Annotated in this window: 11 protein-coding genes and 1 pseudogene; 8 read left to right on the top strand and 4 right to left on the bottom strand. The window is 63.1% G+C overall.

Going from position 1 to position 17,353, the window contains the following annotated elements; translation table 11 throughout:
• Positions 1–2: 2 nt before the first annotated feature.
• Positions 3–2,648, bottom strand: coding sequence for a pyruvate dehydrogenase (acetyl-transferring), homodimeric type (gene aceE, locus AA098_RS25890; protein WP_003255651.1), 2,646 nt, complete (start codon positions 2,646–2,648; stop codon positions 3–5).
• A gap of 383 nt (positions 2,649–3,031) precedes the next feature.
• Here aceE and glnE point away from each other — a divergent pair, with 383 nt between their 5' ends.
• The 8 genes from glnE to AA098_RS25850 all read left to right on the top strand — a co-directional run bounded on the left by glnE (position 3,032) and on the right by AA098_RS25850 (position 13,161).
• The gene (gene glnE, locus AA098_RS25885) at positions 3,032–5,965 is read left to right on the top strand and encodes a bifunctional [glutamate--ammonia ligase]-adenylyl-L-tyrosine phosphorylase/[glutamate--ammonia-ligase] adenylyltransferase (protein WP_003255650.1); all 2,934 of its coding nucleotides are present in this window, start codon (positions 3,032–3,034) and stop codon (positions 5,963–5,965) included.
• Positions 5,966–6,200: 235 nt separating this feature from the next.
• Complete coding sequence (gene waaF / locus AA098_RS25880) at positions 6,201–7,250, top strand: lipopolysaccharide heptosyltransferase II (RefSeq protein ID WP_003255649.1); 1,050 nt, start codon at positions 6,201–6,203, stop codon at positions 7,248–7,250.
• Positions 7,251–8,309 carry a lipopolysaccharide heptosyltransferase I gene (gene waaC, locus AA098_RS25875; RefSeq protein WP_003255648.1) on the top strand — a complete coding sequence of 353 codons (1,059 nt, stop codon included), beginning with the start codon at positions 7,251–7,253 and terminating at the stop codon, positions 8,307–8,309. It begins immediately after the preceding gene.
• A complete protein-coding gene (locus AA098_RS25870; protein ID WP_064615093.1) occupies positions 8,309–9,433 on the top strand; it encodes a glycosyltransferase family 4 protein in 1,125 nt (374 codons plus the stop codon). Before waaC ends, AA098_RS25870 begins: the two co-directional genes overlap by 1 nt.
• On the top strand, positions 9,430–10,236 hold the full coding sequence (gene rfaP / locus AA098_RS25865; protein WP_003255644.1) for a lipopolysaccharide core heptose(I) kinase RfaP: 807 nt from the start codon (positions 9,430–9,432) through the stop codon (positions 10,234–10,236). Before AA098_RS25870 ends, rfaP begins: the two co-directional genes overlap by 4 nt.
• Positions 10,236–10,970 (top strand): lipopolysaccharide kinase InaA family protein, encoded by a 735-nt coding sequence (locus AA098_RS25860; RefSeq protein ID WP_003255642.1) that lies wholly within the window; start codon positions 10,236–10,238, stop codon positions 10,968–10,970. Before rfaP ends, AA098_RS25860 begins: the two co-directional genes overlap by 1 nt.
• Complete coding sequence (locus AA098_RS25855; RefSeq protein ID WP_003255640.1) at positions 10,967–11,719, top strand: lipopolysaccharide kinase InaA family protein; 753 nt, start codon at positions 10,967–10,969, stop codon at positions 11,717–11,719. Before AA098_RS25860 ends, AA098_RS25855 begins: the two co-directional genes overlap by 4 nt.
• Positions 11,719–13,161 (top strand): lipopolysaccharide kinase InaA family protein, encoded by a 1,443-nt coding sequence (locus AA098_RS25850; protein ID WP_019750251.1) that lies wholly within the window; start codon positions 11,719–11,721, stop codon positions 13,159–13,161. The genes AA098_RS25855 and AA098_RS25850 overlap by 1 nt, the downstream gene beginning before the upstream one ends.
• Before the next feature lie 18 nt (positions 13,162–13,179).
• On the opposite strand, the pseudogene AA098_RS25845 reads toward AA098_RS25850, so the two are convergent.
• From AA098_RS25845 to AA098_RS25835, 3 genes and pseudogenes are all read right to left on the bottom strand, one after another.
• Positions 13,180–15,966: pseudogene (locus AA098_RS25845) on the bottom strand (dermonecrotic toxin domain-containing protein).
• Positions 15,967–16,033: 67 nt separating this feature from the next.
• Positions 16,034–16,219 (bottom strand): hypothetical protein, encoded by a 186-nt coding sequence (locus AA098_RS25840; protein WP_019750253.1) that lies wholly within the window; start codon positions 16,217–16,219, stop codon positions 16,034–16,036.
• Positions 16,216–17,328 (bottom strand): PepSY domain-containing protein, encoded by a 1,113-nt coding sequence (locus AA098_RS25835; RefSeq protein ID WP_064615092.1) that lies wholly within the window; start codon positions 17,326–17,328, stop codon positions 16,216–16,218. Before AA098_RS25835 ends, AA098_RS25840 begins: the two co-directional genes overlap by 4 nt.
• Positions 17,329–17,353 lie beyond the last annotated feature (25 nt).

Below are 17,353 nucleotides of genomic sequence, written 5' to 3'. Positions count from 1 at the left end.
CCTCAGCAGTCCAGTGGGTTGCGCTTGTCCGGGTCGATACCGAACTTGACGATAGCGTCTGCAACAACCTTGGGTTCGATCTCGCCACGGTCAGCCAGGGCTTCCAGGGCAGCCAGCACCACGAAGTGGCGGTCGACTTCGAAGAAGTGACGCAGCTTCTTGCGGCTGTCGCTGCGACCGTAACCGTCGGTACCCAGGACTTTGAACTCTTTGCTCGGTACCCACTGGCGAATCTGCTCGGCGAACAGCTTCATGTAGTCGGTAGAGGCGATAACCGGGCCTTTGCGACCGTTCAGGCACTGCTCGACGTAGGTCTGCTGTGGCTTCTGGCCAGGCTTCAGGCGGTTGGCGCGTTCCACGGCCAGGCCGTCGCGGCGCAGTTCGTTGAAGCTGGTGACGCTCCACACGTCGGCACCGACGTTGAACTCTTCACGCAGGATCTTCGCGGCTTCGCGGACTTCGCGCAGGATGGTGCCGGAGCCCATCAGCTGTACGTGGTGTGCGGCTTCGCGGGTGTCCTCTTCCAGCAGGTACATGCCCTTGATGATGCCTTCCTCGACACCGGCCGGCATGGCTGGCTGCTGGTAGGATTCGTTCATCACGGTGATGTAGTAGAAGATGTCCTGTTGCTCTTCGGTCATCTTCTTCATGCCGTCCTGGATGATCACCGCCAGCTCGTAGCCGTAGGTCGGATCGTAGGTGCGGCAGTTCGGGATGGTGCCCGCCATCATGTGGCTGTGACCGTCTTCGTGCTGCAGGCCTTCACCGTTGAGGGTGGTACGGCCGGCGGTACCGCCGATCAGGAAGCCACGGGTGCGGCTGTCGCCAGCAGCCCAGGCCAGGTCGCCAATACGCTGGAAACCGAACATCGAGTAGAAGATGTAGAACGGCAGCATCGGCTGGTTGTGGCAGCTGTACGAGGTACCGGCAGCGATGAACGACGACATGGCGCCGGCTTCGTTGATGCCTTCCTCGAGGATCTGGCCCTTCTTGTCTTCGCGGTAGAACATCACCTGGTCTTTATCGACTGGCTCGTAGAGCTGGCCGACCGACGAGTAGATACCCAACTGGCGGAACATGCCTTCCATACCGAAGGTACGGGCTTCGTCCGGGATGATCGGGACGATGCGCTGGCCGATGTCCTTGTCCTTGACCAGCTGCGCCAGAATACGCACGAAGGCCATGGTGGTGGAGATTTCGCGGTCGCCCGAGCCGTCCAGGATCGCTTTCAGCGTTTCCAGTGGCGGGGTCGGCACGCTGAAGCTCTTGGCACGGCGCTGCGGTACGAAGCCACCCAGGGCTGCGCGGCGCTCGGCCAGGTACTTGGCTTCGGCAGAACCTTCTTCCGGCTTGAAGAACGGCAGGTTCTCCAGGTCGGCATCCTTGACCGGGATGTCGAAGCGGTCACGGAAGTGACGCAGGCTGTCGACGTCGACCTTCTTGGTGTTGTGCGCGGTGTTCTTGGCTTCGCCAGCACCGGTGCCGTAACCCTTGATGGTCTTGGCCAGGATGACGGTCGGCTGCTCTTTGTGGTTCACAGCCTGGTGATACGCCGCGTAGACCTTGTACGGGTCGTGACCGCCACGGTTGAGCTTCCAGATCTCTTCGTCGGACAGGTCTTCGACCATGGCCTTGAGTTCCGGGGTGTTGAAGAAGTGCTCGCGAACGTACGCGCCGTCTTTGGCTTTGTAGTTCTGGTATTCGCCGTCGATGACTTCGTCCATGCGGCGCTGCAGGGCACCGTTGGTGTCCTTGGCCAGCAGTGGGTCCCAGAAACGGCCCCAGACGACTTTGTTGACGTTCCAGCCACCGCCACGGAACACGCCTTCGAGTTCCTGGATGATCTTGCCGTTGCCGCGAACCGGGCCGTCGAGGCGCTGCAGGTTGCAGTTGATGACGAAGATCAGGTTGTCCAGCTTCTCGCGGCCGGCCAGGGCGATTGCACCCAGGGATTCCGGCTCGTCGCACTCACCGTCGCCCATGAAGCACCAGACCTTCTGCTTGCCGGCCGGGATGAAGCCACGGGCTTCCAGGTACTTCATGAAGCGTGCCTGGTAGATCGCCTGGATTGGGCCCAGACCCATCGAAACGGTCGGGAACTGCCAGAAGTCAGGCATCAACCATGGGTGCGGGTACGAAGACAGGCCGTTGCCGTCCACTTCCTGACGGAAGTTGTTCATCTGGTCTTCGCTGATACGGCCTTCCATGAAGGCACGGGCGTAGACGCCAGGCGAAGCGTGGCCCTGGAAGAAGACCAGGTCGCCGCCGTGTTCTTCGGTAGGGGCCTGGAAGAAGTAGTTGAAGCCGATGTCGTACAGGGTGGCACTGGAGGCGAAGCTAGAGATGTGTCCGCCCAGGTCCGAGTCTTTCAGGTTGGTACGCATGACCATGGCCAGCGCGTTCCAACGCACCATCGAGCGAATGCGGCGTTCCATGAACAGGTCGCCAGGCATGCGTGCTTCGTGGGTGACAGGGATGGTGTTGCGGTATGGCGTGGTGATCGCATACGGCAGCTGGGAGCCACTACGGGTGGCCAGCTCGCCCATACGGGTCATCAGGTAATGAGCGCGGTCTTCGCCTTCTTTGTCGAGGACCGACTCCAGGGCATCCAGCCATTCCTGGGTTTCGATTGGATCGAGGTCTTGCATGGCTTGCTCCAGGGCGGAAAGGCAACCAGAATCGATTGCCTGAGATTGCGACTGGCCTTATGGGCAGACGTCGTGAATTCTTGGATTACCGGGGTGTCTTCCGGCGCGTTGTAGTTTTACTACATTTGCTTTCGCATTTCATGCTTTTACACGACACGAGTAGTAGTAAAACTACATTTGTGCGACGTTTGGTCGCACCTTGGCTTGTGAGGAAAAACGTTCATGTTGGTTGGCATTGTGTCGCGAACGGGTGGTTCTTGATGTTTGTTGCCAAGTTTTCGTTTTTTTCAGCTATTTCCAACTTTTGTACGACAGTCCAACCGTGGTCCGGCTTCCCCTTGGCCGCTTTTTCCCCTCTATTTCACGCCGATCAAGGATAGACCATGCGCCTACCTTTGCCCTCCGATCTGCCTGCCACCTTGCAGCCGCTGGTCACTCGCAACCAGCAGTTCATCAGCGATGCCGTGGCCGGCCACCCCGAACTCGACCTGCAGGCCTGGAGCCCGCTGCACCGGCAGCAGTTCGACCAGGTGGCTGCTGCCAGCGAGTTCGTGCTCAGCCTGGCCCAGCGCGAGCCCGCCATGCTGTTCGCCCTGCTGGCCAGTGGCGAGCTGGAGCGGCGATACGCCCCGGGTGAGCTGCGCGGGCAAATCGCCGCAACAGCCCAGGCGGCACAGAGCGAGGACGAGCTGGCGCGCAATCTGCGCCGCGCGCGCAACCGCCAGCAGTTGCGCATTATCTGGCGCGACATTACCCGTCAGGCGGAACTTGGCGAAACCTGCCGCGACCTGTCGGACCTTGCCGATGCGGCCATCGACGAAGCCTACCAATGGCTGTACCCGCGCCATTGCCAGCAATTCGGGACGCCCATCGGCAACCGCAGCGGCCAGCCGCAGCACATGGTGGTGCTGGGCATGGGCAAGCTGGGAGCGGTAGAGCTTAACCTGTCGTCGGACATCGACCTGATCTTCGGTTTCCCCGAGGGCGGTGAAACCGAAGGGGTGAAGCGCTCGCTGGATAACCAGGAGTTCTTCACGCGCCTGGGCCAAAGGCTGATCAAGGCGCTGGACCCGGTTACCGTCGACGGCTTTGTATTCCGCGTTGACATGCGCCTGCGTCCCTATGGTTCGGCGGGTGCCCTGGTGCTCAGCTTCAATGCACTGGAGCAGTACTACCAGGACCAGGGCCGTGACTGGGAACGTTACGCGATGATCAAGGCGCGGGTGGTGGCCGGCGACCAGGCGGCCGGCGCGCAGCTGCAGGAGATGCTGCGCCCGTTCGTGTACCGCCGCTACCTGGACTTTTCCGCAATCGAAGCGCTGCGCACCATGAAGCAGCTGATCCAGCAGGAAGTGCGGCGCAAGGGCATGGCCGAGAACATCAAGCTGGGTGCCGGTGGTATTCGCGAAGTGGAGTTCATTGCCCAGGCTTTCCAGCTGATCCACGGCGGGCGTGACCTCAGCCTGCAGCAGCGGCCGTTGCTCAAGGTGCTGGCCACCCTGGAAGGCCAAGGCTACCTGCCGCCAGCAGTGGTGGCCGAGTTGCGCGAGGGCTATGAGTTCCTGCGCTACACCGAGCACGCCATCCAGGCCATCGCCGACCGCCAGACGCAAATGTTACCGGAAGGTGAGACCGATCAGGCTCGCGTGGCCTATGTGCTCGGTTTTGCCGATTGGCAGAGCTTCCACGACCAGCTGATGTACTGGCGAGGCCGTATCGACTGGCATTTCCGCCAGGTCATTGCCGACCCGGATGATGAAGACGGCGAAGGCGAACTGGTGGTGGGTGGTGAGTGGTCGCCGTTGTGGGAGCAGGCGCAGGATGAAGAAGCCGCTGGCCGGCAATTGCAAGAGGCTGGCTTCAAGCAACCCGCCGAAGCCTTGAGGCGCCTGGCCGGGCTGCGTTCCAGCCCGCAGTTGCGCTCGATGCAGCGCATCGGCCGTGAGCGACTTGACGCATTCATCCCACGGCTGCTTGCCCAGGCGGTGGAGCATGACAACCCCGACCTGGTACTTGAGCGGGTGTTGCCATTGGTCGAGGCTGTGGCAAGGCGTTCTGCCTACCTGGTACTGCTGACCGAAAACCCCGGTGCCTTGCGCCGTTTGCTGACGCTGTGCGCCGCCAGCCCGTGGATTGCCGAGCAGATTGCCCTTTACCCGCTGCTGCTCGACGAACTGCTCAATGAGGGCCGCTTGTTCAGCCCGCCCTTGGCGCCAGAACTGGCCAGCGAGCTGCGCGAGCGCCTGACGCGCATCCCCGAGGACGACCTGGAGCAGCAGATGGAGGCGCTGCGCCATTTCAAGCTGGCCCACAGCCTGCGCGTGGCCGCCTCGGAAATCAGCGGCAACCTGCCGTTGATGAAAGTCAGCGACTACCTGACCTGGCTGGCGGAAGCCATCCTCGACCAGGTGCTGGCCTTGGCCTGGCGCCAGACCGTGGCCCGCCACGGCCAACCCAAGCGCAGCGACGGCAGCCTGTGCGACCCGGGTTTCATCATCATCGGTTACGGCAAGATGGGCGGCCTGGAGCTCGGCCACGGTTCGGACCTGGACCTGGTCTTCATCCATGATGGCGATCCGCAGGCGGAAACCGACGGTGCGAAGCCTATCGACAGCGCGCAGTTCTTCACGCGTCTGGGGCAGCGCATCATCCACTTGCTGACCACCCAGACCAACTCGGGCCAACTGTACGACGTGGATATGCGCCTGCGCCCGTCCGGCGCCTCGGGCCTGCTGGTCAGCTCGCTGGGCGCCTTCGAGCGCTACCAGCAGAACGAAGCCTGGACCTGGGAGCACCAGGCGCTGGTGCGGGCCCGCGTGCTGGTGGGTTGCAAGCAGGTGGGTGCGGCGTTCGAAGGTGTGCGCGCCAAGGTACTGGGCCAGGCCCGCGACCTGGAAAAGCTGCGCGGTGAGGTGAGTGAAATGCGCGCCAAGATGCGTGACAACCTCGGTACCAAGGCTACGGCTGCCGGTACTGCGGCGAACGCCTTCGACGCCGGTGTACCCTTCGATATCAAGCAGGATGCCGGCGGTATCGTCGATATCGAATTTATGGTGCAATACGCCGCTTTGGCCTGGTCCCATGACCATCCGGCCATACTTCGATGGACCGATAACATCCGCATTCTGGAAGAGCTGGAGCAGGCGAACCTGATGCCGGCCAGTGACGCGGTGCTGTTGCGTGAAGTGTACAAGGCGTTCCGCTCGGCCTCCCACCGCCAGGCCCTGCAGAAGCAGGCCGGGGTGATCGATGCGGCACAGTTTGCCGATGAACGCCGTGAAGTGCGGCGGATCTGGGGTGAACTGGGGCTGACTTGAGATTGTTGGGGCCGCTGTGCGGCCCTTTCGCGACACAAGGCCGCTCCCACCATTGGCCGGCGTATGCAGTACCTTTTGTGGGAGCGGCCTTGTGTCGCGAAAGGGCTGCAAAGCAGCCCCAAAGGCTCATGCCTCACCACCGGTGTTACACTGTCGGCCACATAGCCTGAATATAAAGAGGGGAGGCCAGGCTGTACCGCAGTCTGTAGCCTCCCCGAGCGTTTCTGGACTAAGCATGAGAATACTGATCATTGGCCCCAGCTGGGTCGGCGACATGGTGATGGCGCAGACCCTGTTCCAGTGCCTGAAACAGCAGCACCCCGACTGCGTGATCGACGTGCTGGCCCCTGAATGGAGCCGGCCGATCCTCGAACGCATGCCTGAAGTGCGTCAGGCCTTGAGCTTCCCGCTCGGTCACGGCGCGCTGGAGCTGGCCACACGTCGGCGCATCGGCAAGTCCCTGGCCGGCCAGTACGACCAGGCTATCCTGCTGCCCAACTCGCTCAAGTCGGCGCTGGTGCCCTTTTTTGCCGGCATTCCCAAACGCACCGGCTGGCGCGGTGAAATGCGCTTCGGCCTGCTGAACGATGTGCGCAAGCTGGACAAGGCCCGCTATCCGCTGATGATCGAGCGCTTCATGGCCCTGGCTTACGCACCCGGCGCCGAGCTGCCGCAGCCATACCCGCGCCCCAACCTGCAGATCGAAGCGCAAAGCCGTGACGCCGCCCTGGCCAAGTTCGGCCTGGAACTGGACCGTCCGGTACTGGCGCTGTGCCCTGGCGCCGAGTTTGGCGAAGCCAAGCGCTGGCCGGCAGAGCACTATGCCGCTGTGGCCGATGCGATGATTCGCCAAGGCTGGCAAGTGTGGCTGTTCGGCTCGAAGAACGATCACCCGGTCGGTGAGCAGATCCGCGACCGGCTGATTCCGGGGTTCCGTGAAGAGTCGTCCAACCTGGCCGGTGAGACCTCGCTGGCCGAGGCCATCGACCTGATGTCCTGCGCCCATGCCGTGGTGTCCAACGATTCCGGCCTGATGCACGTGGCCGCTGCGCTGAACCGTCCGTTGGTGGCGGTGTACGGCTCGACTTCACCCGGCTTCACCCCACCGCTGGCCGAACAGGTGGAAGTGGTGCGCACCGGTATCGAGTGCAGCCCGTGCTTTGACCGCACCTGTCGCTTCGGCCATTACAATTGCCTGCGTCTGCTGGAACCGGGCAAAGTGATTGCCGCCCTGCACAGCCTCAGCGGACCGGACCTGATCGATACCGTGGCCGAGGTCGACTAAGTGCGGGTACTGATCATCAAGACCTCCTCGCTGGGGGATGTCATCCACACCCTGCCGGCGCTTACCGATGCCGCCCATGCCATTCCCGGCATCCGTTTCGATTGGGTGGTGGAAGAAGGCTTCGCCGAAATCCCCAGTTGGCACCCCGCGGTCGACCAGGTCATCCCGGTGGCGATCCGTCGCTGGCGCAAGAACCTTTGGCAAACCATCAAGAGTGGCGAGTGGAAGGCGTTCAAGCAGCGTGTGCGCGAGCGCAAGTACGACCTTGTGATCGACGCCCAGGGCCTGGTCAAGTCGGCCTGGTTGACCCGTTACGTGAAGGCACCCGTAGCCGGCCTGGACCGCTACTCGGCGCGCGAAGGCTGGGCCAGCCGCTTCTACGACCGGCCTCTGTCGGTCGCTACCGGCCAGCACGCGGTGGAGCGGGTACGCCAACTGTTTGCCATGGCCCTGGCCTATGACCTGCCAGAAGGCATCGGCAACTACGGCCTGGACCTCGACCGCCTGCAACTGCCCCCGGCTGCGCCCTATGTGGTGTTCCTGCATGGCACCACCTGGGCGACCAAGCATTGGCCCGAAGCCTACTGGCGCGAACTGGCCGAGCGCATGGGCCGGCGCAAGCTGGAAGTGCGCCTGCCTTGGGGTAATCCGGCTGAGAAGGCGCGGGCCGAGCGAATTGCCCAAGGCTTGAACAACTGCCAGGTGCTCCCCAAATTGAACCTTGCCGGCGTCGCTCGTGTTCTGGCGGCGGCAAAGGCCTGCGTGGCGGTCGATACCGGCCTTGGCCACCTGGCGGCGGCACTCGATGTGCCCACCCTTTCGCTGTTTGGCCCAACCAACCCGGGCCTGACTGGCGCCTACGGACGGACCCAGATTCACCAGGCCAGTGACTGGCCTTGCGCTCCCTGCCTGCAGAAGAAGTGCACCTACAAACCGAGCGCCGATGACCTGGCCCGGTTCGATCTGAAACGCGAGTGGCCACTGTGCTTCACTCGCCTGAATCCCGAGCATGTGGCGAGCCGCTTGAGCGCGTTGCTGCTGGCTGAGGATGTCCGTTGATGCAACTGGCTTTCGTGCTTTACAAATATTTCCCCTTCGGCGGGCTGCAGCGCGATTTCATGCGCATTGCCCTGGAATGCCAGAAGCGGGGCCACCAGATCCGTGTGTATACGCTGATCTGGGAGGGTGACATTCCGCCGGGCTTCGAAGTGCTGGTGGCGCCGGTGAAGGCGATCTTCAACCACCGCCGCAACGAGAAGCTCAGCGCCTGGATGGCCGCCGACCTGGCCAAGCGCCCGGTCGACCGCCTGATCGGCTTCAACAAGATGCCGGGGCTGGACGTGTACTACGCCGCCGACGGCTGCTTCGAGGACAAGGCGCAGACCCTGCGCGGTGGCCTGTACCGCCGCTGGGGCCGCTACCGGCACTTTGCCGAGTACGAGCGTGCGGTGTTTGCCAAGGACGCCCATACCGAAGTGCTGATGATTTCCGAAGTGCAGCAGCCGCTGTTCATCAAGCATTACGGCACCCCGGTAGAACGCTTCCACCTGCTGCCGCCAGGTATTTCCCAGGATCGCCGTGCGCCGGCCAATGCCGCCGAGATCCGCGCCGAGTTCCGCAAGGAATTCAATCTTGGGGATGACGACCTGCTGCTGGTGCAGATTGGCTCAGGCTTCAAGACCAAAGGCGTGGACCGCAGCCTCAAGGCACTGGCCGCGCTGCCGTCGACCCTGCGCAAACGCACCAGGCTGATGGTGATCGGCCAGGACGACCCCAAGGTATTCCAGCTGCAAAGCGCTACCCTGGGCCTGGGCGACCAGGTGCAGTTCCTCAAGGGCCGCAGCGATATCCCGCGCTTCCTGCTGGGCGCCGACCTGCTGATTCACCCGGCGTACAACGAGAATACCGGTACGGTGCTGCTCGAAGCGTTGGTCGCCGGCTTGCCGGTGCTGGTGTCCAAGGTGTGCGGTTATGCCCACTACATTGCCGAGGCCGACAGCGGCCTGGTGCTGGACGAGCCGTTCGAACAAGATCAGCTCAACGGCTATCTGCAGCGCATGCTCGAAGACCCGCAGGCGCGTGCCAGCTGGTCGCGCAATGGCCTGGCATTTGCTGATAGCGCCGATCTGTACAGCATGCCGCAGCATGCTGCCGACGTGATCCTGGGGCAAAAAACCGCATGAAGCTGATATTGGCCGAACCCTTCAAACGCCTGTGGGCCGGGCGTGATGCCTTCGACGCCGTGGAGGCGCTGCAAGGCGAGGTCTATCGCGAGCTGGAAGGGCGCCGCACGCTGCGCACCGAAGTGGCTGGCGAGGGCTTTTTCGTCAAGATCCACCGTGGCATCGGCTGGGGCGAGATCTTCAAGAACCTGTTCACCGCCAAGCTGCCGGTGCTCGGTGCCGGCCAGGAGTGGAAGGCCATCCAGCGCCTGCATGAGGTGGGTGTGCCTACCATGACCGCAGTCGCCTATGGCGAGCGTGGCAGCAACCCGGCCGCGCAGCACTCGTTCATCATCACTGAAGAGCTGGCGCCGACCATCAGCCTGGAAGACTTCAGCATCGACTGGGTCAAGCAGCCGCCTGAGCCGCGCCTGAAGCGTGCACTGATCGCCGAGGTGGCGAAGATGACCGGCGGGATGCACCGCGCCGGGGTCAACCACCGTGATTGCTACATCTGCCATTTTCTGCTGCACACCGACCGACCGGTGACGGCAGATGACTTCAAACTGTCGGTGATCGACCTGCACCGCGCGCAAACCCGTGCCAGAATCAGCCGCCGCTGGCGCGACAAAGACCTGGCTGCGCTGTACTTTTCGGCCCTGGACATTGGCCTGACCCAACGCGACAAGCTGCGCTTCCTGCGCGGTTACTTCCAGCGTCCGCTGCGGCAGGTGCTGAAGGACGAAGCCGCGCTGCTCGCCTGGTTGGAGCGCAAGGCCCAGAAACTCTACGATCGCAAGCAACGCTATGGGGACGCACTCTGATGGCGAGTTGGACACTGGCGCCGGGGTACGAACACCTGGCGGCGGACTTCGGCAGCCTCGACGCGGTGTTCGCCCTCCAGGGCGAACGGCTGACCCGCGACCCGCTCAGTGAGGTGGTACGCATCGAGCGTGACGGGATCAACTACTACGTCAAGCGCTACACCGGGGCCGGCAAGCACATGCGCCGGTACCTGGGGCGGCCACGCATCAAGGCCGAATGGCAAAACCTCAAGCAGTTCGCCAAATGGGGTATTCCCACTGCCGAAGTCGTGGCCTGGGGCCTGGAGCGCAACGGCCTGGCCTTTGGCCGTGGCGCTATGATCACCCGTGAGCTGCCGCACACCGAAGACCTGTCGGCCCTGGCCGATAACAACGATGCGCGCTTGGCCGACCGCAGCTGGGTCGACCATGTCAGCCGTCAACTGGCGCGCCATACCCGGGTCATGCACCAACACCGCTTTGCCCATAACGACCTGAAGTGGCGCAACCTGCTGGTCGATGACCAAGGCACGCTATTCTTCATCGACTGCCCCACCGGCGACTTCTGGCGCGGTTTCATGTGGCGCCACCGGATGATCAAGGACCTGGCATGCCTGGACAAAGTGGCCAAATACCACCTGTCAGCTACCCAGCGCCTGCGCTTCTACCTGCAATACCGTGGCCGCGACCGGCTGAATGTGCGTGACAAGAAGCGCATTCATCGGGTACTGGGCTTTTTCGAGGGAAGGGAATGACCGATTACCTGGCCAGCGCGGACCTCGCGCTGCTCAAGCGCCATGGCCTGGACAACTTCGAGGCACTGTGGGCGCTGCAACTTGATGCTGTGGACGAACCCAACACCGGCCGTGGTGGCTGGAGCAGCGTCTTCCGTCTGGAACTCGAAGGCAAGGGCTACTACCTCAAGCGCCAGAGCGACTACCTGACCCGTACCTTGCACCGGCCGTTCGGCGAGCCCACCTTCGCCCGCGAATTCCGCAACATCAGTCGCTACCAGAAGCTGCGCATTCCGGCATTGCAGGCGGTGTTCTACGGCGAGCGCAAGCAGGGCGGCAAGCACCGGGCTATCCTGATGACCCGCGCTCTGGACGAATGGGCCGACCTCGACAGCCTGCTGGCGCAGTGGCCGCGGTTGGGTGAAGCCGAGCGCACTGGCATCCTGCAGGCCTGCGGTCAGCTGGCGCGCACCCTGCACAGCGCCGGCCAGGTGCATGGTTGCTTCTACCCCAAGCACATTTTCCTGCGTCAACGCCGTGAGGGTTGGGACGCGCAATTGATCGACCTGGAAAAGACCCGGCCGCTGCTGTTCGGCATGCGTGACCGCCTCAAGGACCTGGAGCCGCTGCTGCGCCGCGCGCAGGCCTGGCGCGTGCAGGATGTACGTACTTTGCTGGCGACCTACCTGGGGCAGCCGGCTGACGGCGCGCTGGTCGACACCTGGCTGCAACGGCTGACGCAACGCCGTCGTGAAAAAGAGGCTCGCTGATGCGTTTGTCTGAACTGAAGGATGCCGGGCGCAGCCCGACGCTGCCCCTGAGTATCACGTTGGTTGATGCCGCCGGCAGTGCCGACTTGCAACTGCTCACCCTGCTGCGTGTGCTGCCGGGCCAGCGTTATGTGGGCGCTGGTGTCTGGCGTGGCACACCGGTGCTGGCGAAGCTGCTGGTCGGTGGTAACGCCGCGCGGCATTTCCAGCGCGAACTGCAGGGTGTGAAGTTGCTGGCCGAACAAGGCCTGACCACACCGACGCTACTGGCCGACGGCCTCAAGGAAGGCGAGGGCGGCTGGCTGCTGTTCGAGTTCCTTGACGGTGCCCAAAGCCTGGCCGATGCCTGGGCCGCAGTGGAAAACCTGCCAGTGCTGGCGGACGAGCAGCACCTGGTACTGGGCGAAGCGCTCACGGCTGTGGCGCACATGCACGCTCAAGGCCTTTGGCAGGAAGACCTGCACCTGGACAACCTGCTGCGCCATGCCGGCAAGCTGTACCTGATCGACGGTGCGGGCATCAGGGCGGAAACACCCGGTCAGCAGTTGTCGCGTCCACGCGTGCTGGAAAACCTCGGGGTGTTCTTCGCCCAGTTGCCCAAGCGCCTGGAGCCGTTCATCGAAGAGCTGCTGGTGCATTACCTGCTGGCCAATGCCGAGCATGCGTTGCCGCTGGAAGCCCTGCAGAAACAGGTGGACAAGGTGCGCCACTGGCGGCAGAAGGACTATCTGGACAAGGCTGGCCGCGAGTGCAGCCTGTTCAGCGTCCAGCGCACCCTCTCGGGTTTGCAGGCGATCCGCCGCAGTGAGGTCCAGGCCATGCAGCCAGTACTGGAGCAGGCCGATGCGCTGATCGACAAGGGCCATTTGTACAAGACCGGTGGCGCTGCCAGCGTGGCGCGCATCGAGGTCAATGGTCGCCCGTTGGTGATCAAGCGCTACAACATCAAGAACACCGCACATTGGTTCAAGCGCTTCTGGCGCCCGAGCCGGGCCTGGCATTCCTGGATTGAAGGCCACCGCCTGGAATTCCTCGACATCGCCACGCCACGCCCCCTCGCGGTGCTGGAGCAGCGGGTGCTGGGCCTGCGCAGCCGTGCTTACCTGGTCACCGAGTATGTCGACGGCCCGGACCTGACGGCATGCTTCGCGCCCTACGTCGAAAGCGGCGATGCGCCCGAGGAGCAGGTGGATGCTTTGGTGCACGTGATGCAGCAGCTGATTCGCGAACGCATCAGCCACGGTGACTTCAAAGGCCATAACCTGTTCTGGCACAACGGCCAGTGGTCGCTGATCGACCTCGATGCCATGTGCCAGCACGCCACCCAGCTCAGCTTCGCCCCGGCCTATGCCCGTGACCGGGCGCGGCTGCTGCGCAACTGGCCCAATGGCAGTGCCTTGCATCAGCGGCTGGACCGGCTGTTGCCAAAACTGGTCGACTGAGGCCGCCGGTTCCGGCTGTCAGTGGGCCGGCGGTGGTTGATCTGGCAACGTCAGCCAGTCACTGCTGCGCCCTGCCTGACGAACGCGTATCAGCCACTGGCCGTTTTCGTGGCGCAGCACCGCCCACGGCACCACGCCGGCGTTGCTGGCAACGGCAATCTGCAAGTGGTAATGATCCGGCAGCAAGTGGCGGCGCACAGGCAACTGCCCGTCCTTGAGCGCCAGGTACAGCTGATCGTCAGCTTGAAAAAGCCCTTGTTCGATGTTTACCGGCAGGCCGTCCACAGGCGTTTGCAGATAGCAGTCCTGCAGTAATTGTGTCAGGTCGGGCAGCCCGTCGTACCAGAGCACCGGTGAGTCGATGACCCACTGCCCGTCGGCTTTGCGCTTGAGCGGTTGCTGCAGATAGGCATCTGGCTGGTCAGGGTCGATGGCTCGCCAGCGGTAGCCGTCGAAGCTGACCCGGTAATAGCGGTTGTCGTTGTCCTTGACGAAGTACAGCGATTGCCCACCAAACGCCGAGCTTTGCTCGTAGACACCTTCACCGTAGATACCGTCTATGCGATAGCGCAGGCTGCTGCTGCCCGGTTGTACCTGGAGGCGTGCGGGCAGCGGCAGTGGCGGTTGTTTGGGGATCCCGCGCAGGGATCGGCGCAGCACTCTGGAACCCAGAAAACTGGTTCCCGCATCGTTGATGTGGCTAAGCGCCTGATAGGCATGCCGTATCACCCCTTCGACATCCTCTTGCTTGAAGGCCTCGGCGCCGTCCCAGATATCGATTGCCATGCGGCCGATCGACAGCACCAGCAGCGCACGGTTCGGCAGCAGCAGGCTGATGAAGTCCAGTAAGCGCCAGCTCAGCGCCATGACCGACTCCACATTCACTTCCCTGGTCGTCATGCTTTCGGCATCGGCCTGAGCGATCAGCGCCCGGGCTTCGGCCATGTAGTAGACGAAGAACAGGTCGTCCTTGATCTCGGGTGTCGTCAAATGTGTGCTCATGCGACCCTTCTCCAGCAGCCGCTCCACCGTGGCGGCAGGCAGCAATGGCAGGCGCTGGGCTACGTATGCTCTCAACGTGGGCTGTTGGCGCAATGTGCGAAGCAGTTCGCGGGTCGTGCGAAAACGGCGCCAGGCCCTGCGGTCCGGGGCATCCGGGGTGTACAGCACGCATGCCGGAGACTTGTAGGGGAGGCTGTTGAGCAGAAGCACGCCCTGCAGGGTATGGCCCATGATGTTCAACTGCCGAACAGTGACCGGGTAGCCTGCTACTGGCGCACGCAAGGCATTGTGTGGTTGGTCCAGCACTGCGCGCACCCAGTTGTAGCCATGTTCGAAAGGGTCTTCGCCAAAGTGTCCGGCGTAGCGCGCCTTCACGGCTTCAGCGTGCATGCGTGCATGGTTGACCTTGCTGTGCGCAGTCAGGCGCCATTTGCCTGCTCTGGAACTGATCAGTTGGGTGTGCAGGTACTTTGCGTAGCTGTCACCCACGTTCAGTTCCCGGACCATGTGCTTGACATACTGCGGCGTGAGCCCGGCGGGCATGGCTTTGCCGTGGGCATGGATCACCCGGGCAGTCAGCCAGTAGTCGGTATCGAACCACGGCAAGTTCTTGAGGGCGATCTCTTCGAGGGTGTTGATTTCCTCGACCATCTCCACCATCTCGTGGCCCACGCGTCGCATGCCTACATAGGTGACATAGGATGAGAGGGCGAAGGGATGCATGATGGCGCCCGTGCGGCGGGCGCGTACGACCACGATCTTGATCTCGCGAGGATCTGTGTCGTACCCCAGGTCATGGCTCAGGCGCTCGCGAAGGCGTGCGTTGGCCCAGGCCAGCAGGCTATTGCGTTGTTTGAAGTCGTTAAGGCTCAGCACTCCCGGGGCAGCAGCCTGCTCGGCGATTGCCACCAGCGTTTGCATGGCCTGCATCATATGGCTCAGGCCTTGCGCAGATGTATTGCGCAGCCAGTTGGGCAGATTCTTCTCAAGCAATTGAGAGTAGCGTGTTTGCAGGATGGGTTTGGCGCCGACTTCGGGCCATAGCGCCAGGGCTTTATGTATTCGGGTGTGCTGGTCGGGTGAGCCGTTGCTCCACAAGCCGGTGTCACTCAGGCGTTGGCGTTGGGCTTCTATCACACTGTCGATCTGGGCCTCCAGCAGGCTGTCGGCGTACCAGTCATAGCGCAGGCGCTGTGACCGGCGAGCGCGGTCCGCCTGCGTGTCAGTGTACAGATGCAGCAGCGGTCTGCTCTGGAGTGGGTCTTCCAGGCGTTCGCAAAGCTCCTGGTGCAGTGCGCCCAGGGAGTCGAAAGCCTCGATGCCTTGTGACAGGCTGCACAGCAAAGCAGCGCCTGCGGCATCCTGAGGCGTGAGCATAGGGCCTTCGGCGGTACCGGCAACGATGATCAGTGTGCCTGGCAGGTAGCTTCGCCAGTTGGGCCGTAGGCCTTCCAGCAGAACGCGGTAGACCTGTGGCCTTTTGGCCAGGGGCATATGCCTGCGCTGGGAGGGTAGTGGCTGTTGCAGGCAGGCCCATAGTTGATCGGCTGAGCGGTAGCCCAAGGTCTCGTCGCCCAGGCGCAGTTCAACCTCGGCCAGCATCAGCGCCTTGCGCAGTGCCAGCAGCTTTTGTCTGGGGGTTTCGCCTTGCTCATCGGCCGTGGTCCAGAAGCTGGCCAGTTCGCCGTGCAGTCAGGTGCGCGTGTCGGGGTTGATGGGGTGTTGAAGGTCGAGGGTCGGAAGGCCGTCGAGCAAGCCACCGATTTGTCGGTCGATCTGTTCCAGTTGTTCGAGGGGGCGCATGGGGCGGTTCCTTGGTTGAGGAAAACCCCATGCTTGGCAATACCTGCGGTTGCGGGGTGGTAGCGGGCTAGCGCCCCCGACGCCAGAGCAGCCCGCGCAGGCTCAGCAGGGCCGGCAGGCCCAGGCCGGCCCATGCCAGAACGTCCCAGCCACCGTCGCCGAGCAGTGCGGCGAACAGGCCCAGAAAGCCAAGCAGGGCAATCAACACTGGCCAGGCGAAGAGGCGCGCAGTGGGTTGCGACCTGTGGCTCATGCGCGTGCCTCCCTGGGTTTGCGCTGCTTGCCCCACCACAGGTAGAGGCCGCTGCCGAGCACGATGATTGTCAGCACGTCCATTAACGCCCAGAGGATCTGCATCGGTCGCCCGCCGTAATCGCCGAAATGCAGTGGCTGCGACAGGCCCATGGCATCCATGTACCAGGGACGGTTGCCGACGGCAGTCACTTCAAGGGTGCGAGCATCGATCAGTACCGGCGTGAACAGGTGCGAACTCAGGTGGGTGGCACCGTTCATGAACACCGCATAGTGGTGCTCGCTGGAGAAGCGCGTGCCAGGAAACGCGATGAAGTCCGGGCGCATGCCGGGTGCGGCCCGCTCGGCAATTTCCAGCAGGCGAGAGGCTGGGGCGCGCTCGACGAGCGGCGGGGCGTCGCGGTAGGGGGCAACCATCGCAGCCAGGCTGTCGTTGCGCCAGGCCGCGATGACCAGGTCGGACAGGGCACTGATTACCCCGGTCACGCTCACTGTCAATGCCCAGGCCAGGGTGACCACGCCGATCAGGTTGTGCAGGTCGAGCCAGCGCAGGCGGCGGGACTTCTTGTGGCGTACGGTGCCGAATTCCAGGCGGCGCATGAACGGCGCATAGAGCACGGTGCCGGAGACAATCGCGACAATGAACAATACGCCCATGAAGGCCAGCAGCAGCTTGCCCGGCAGGCCTGCGAACATGTCCACATGCAGGCGCAGCATCACCATCATGAAACCGCCGTTGGCGGCCGGCATGGCCACCGCCTCGCCGGTGCGTGCATCGAGCATGAAGGTGTGCGACAGGTTGGGGTCGGTGCCGGCGGTGGCGGCGGTAATGGCGACCACGCCGTTGGGCTCGTCTTCATCGTAGCCGAAGTACTGCATGACCTCGCCGGGGCGATGTTGTTCGGCCTTGAGCACCAGTTGCTGCAGGTCGAGGTGCGGGGTGCCTGCCGGCATTTCACGCAGTTCAGGGGCGTCGCCTAGCAGGTGTTCGAGTTCGTGGTGGAAGATCAGCGGCAGGCCGGTGACTGCCAGCAACAGCAGGAACAGGGTACAGACCAGGCTGCTCCAGGTGTGGATCAAGGACCAGCGGCGGATGGTGGGGCTCTTCATCACGGTACCGATTGTTGTCGGTTGG

This window comes from Pseudomonas sp. JY-Q (assembly GCF_001655295.1).
GTDB lineage: Bacteria > Pseudomonadota > Gammaproteobacteria > Pseudomonadales > Pseudomonadaceae > Aquipseudomonas > Aquipseudomonas alloputida.
This window is presented reverse-complemented; position numbering and strand designations above follow the sequence as displayed.

What these genes read in the sequence shown, in the direction of transcription:
- aceE (WP_003255651.1), bottom strand. Translation starts at nt 2,648, where the DNA reads ATGCAAGACCTCGATCCAATCGAAACCCAGGAATGGCTGGATGCCCTG.
- glnE (WP_003255650.1), top strand. Translation starts at nt 3,032, where the DNA reads ATGCGCCTACCTTTGCCCTCCGATCTGCCTGCCACCTTGCAGCCGCTG.
- waaF (WP_003255649.1), top strand. Translation starts at nt 6,201, where the DNA reads ATGAGAATACTGATCATTGGCCCCAGCTGGGTCGGCGACATGGTGATG.
- AA098_RS25870 (WP_064615093.1), top strand. Translation starts at nt 8,309, where the DNA reads ATGCAACTGGCTTTCGTGCTTTACAAATATTTCCCCTTCGGCGGGCTG.
- rfaP (WP_003255644.1), top strand. Translation starts at nt 9,430, where the DNA reads ATGAAGCTGATATTGGCCGAACCCTTCAAACGCCTGTGGGCCGGGCGT.
- AA098_RS25860 (WP_003255642.1), top strand. Translation starts at nt 10,236, where the DNA reads ATGGCGAGTTGGACACTGGCGCCGGGGTACGAACACCTGGCGGCGGAC.
- AA098_RS25855 (WP_003255640.1), top strand. Translation starts at nt 10,967, where the DNA reads ATGACCGATTACCTGGCCAGCGCGGACCTCGCGCTGCTCAAGCGCCAT.
- AA098_RS25850 (WP_019750251.1), top strand. Translation starts at nt 11,719, where the DNA reads ATGCGTTTGTCTGAACTGAAGGATGCCGGGCGCAGCCCGACGCTGCCC.
- AA098_RS25840 (WP_019750253.1), bottom strand. Translation starts at nt 16,219, where the DNA reads ATGAGCCACAGGTCGCAACCCACTGCGCGCCTCTTCGCCTGGCCAGTG.
- AA098_RS25835 (WP_064615092.1), bottom strand. Translation starts at nt 17,328, where the DNA reads ATGAAGAGCCCCACCATCCGCCGCTGGTCCTTGATCCACACCTGGAGC.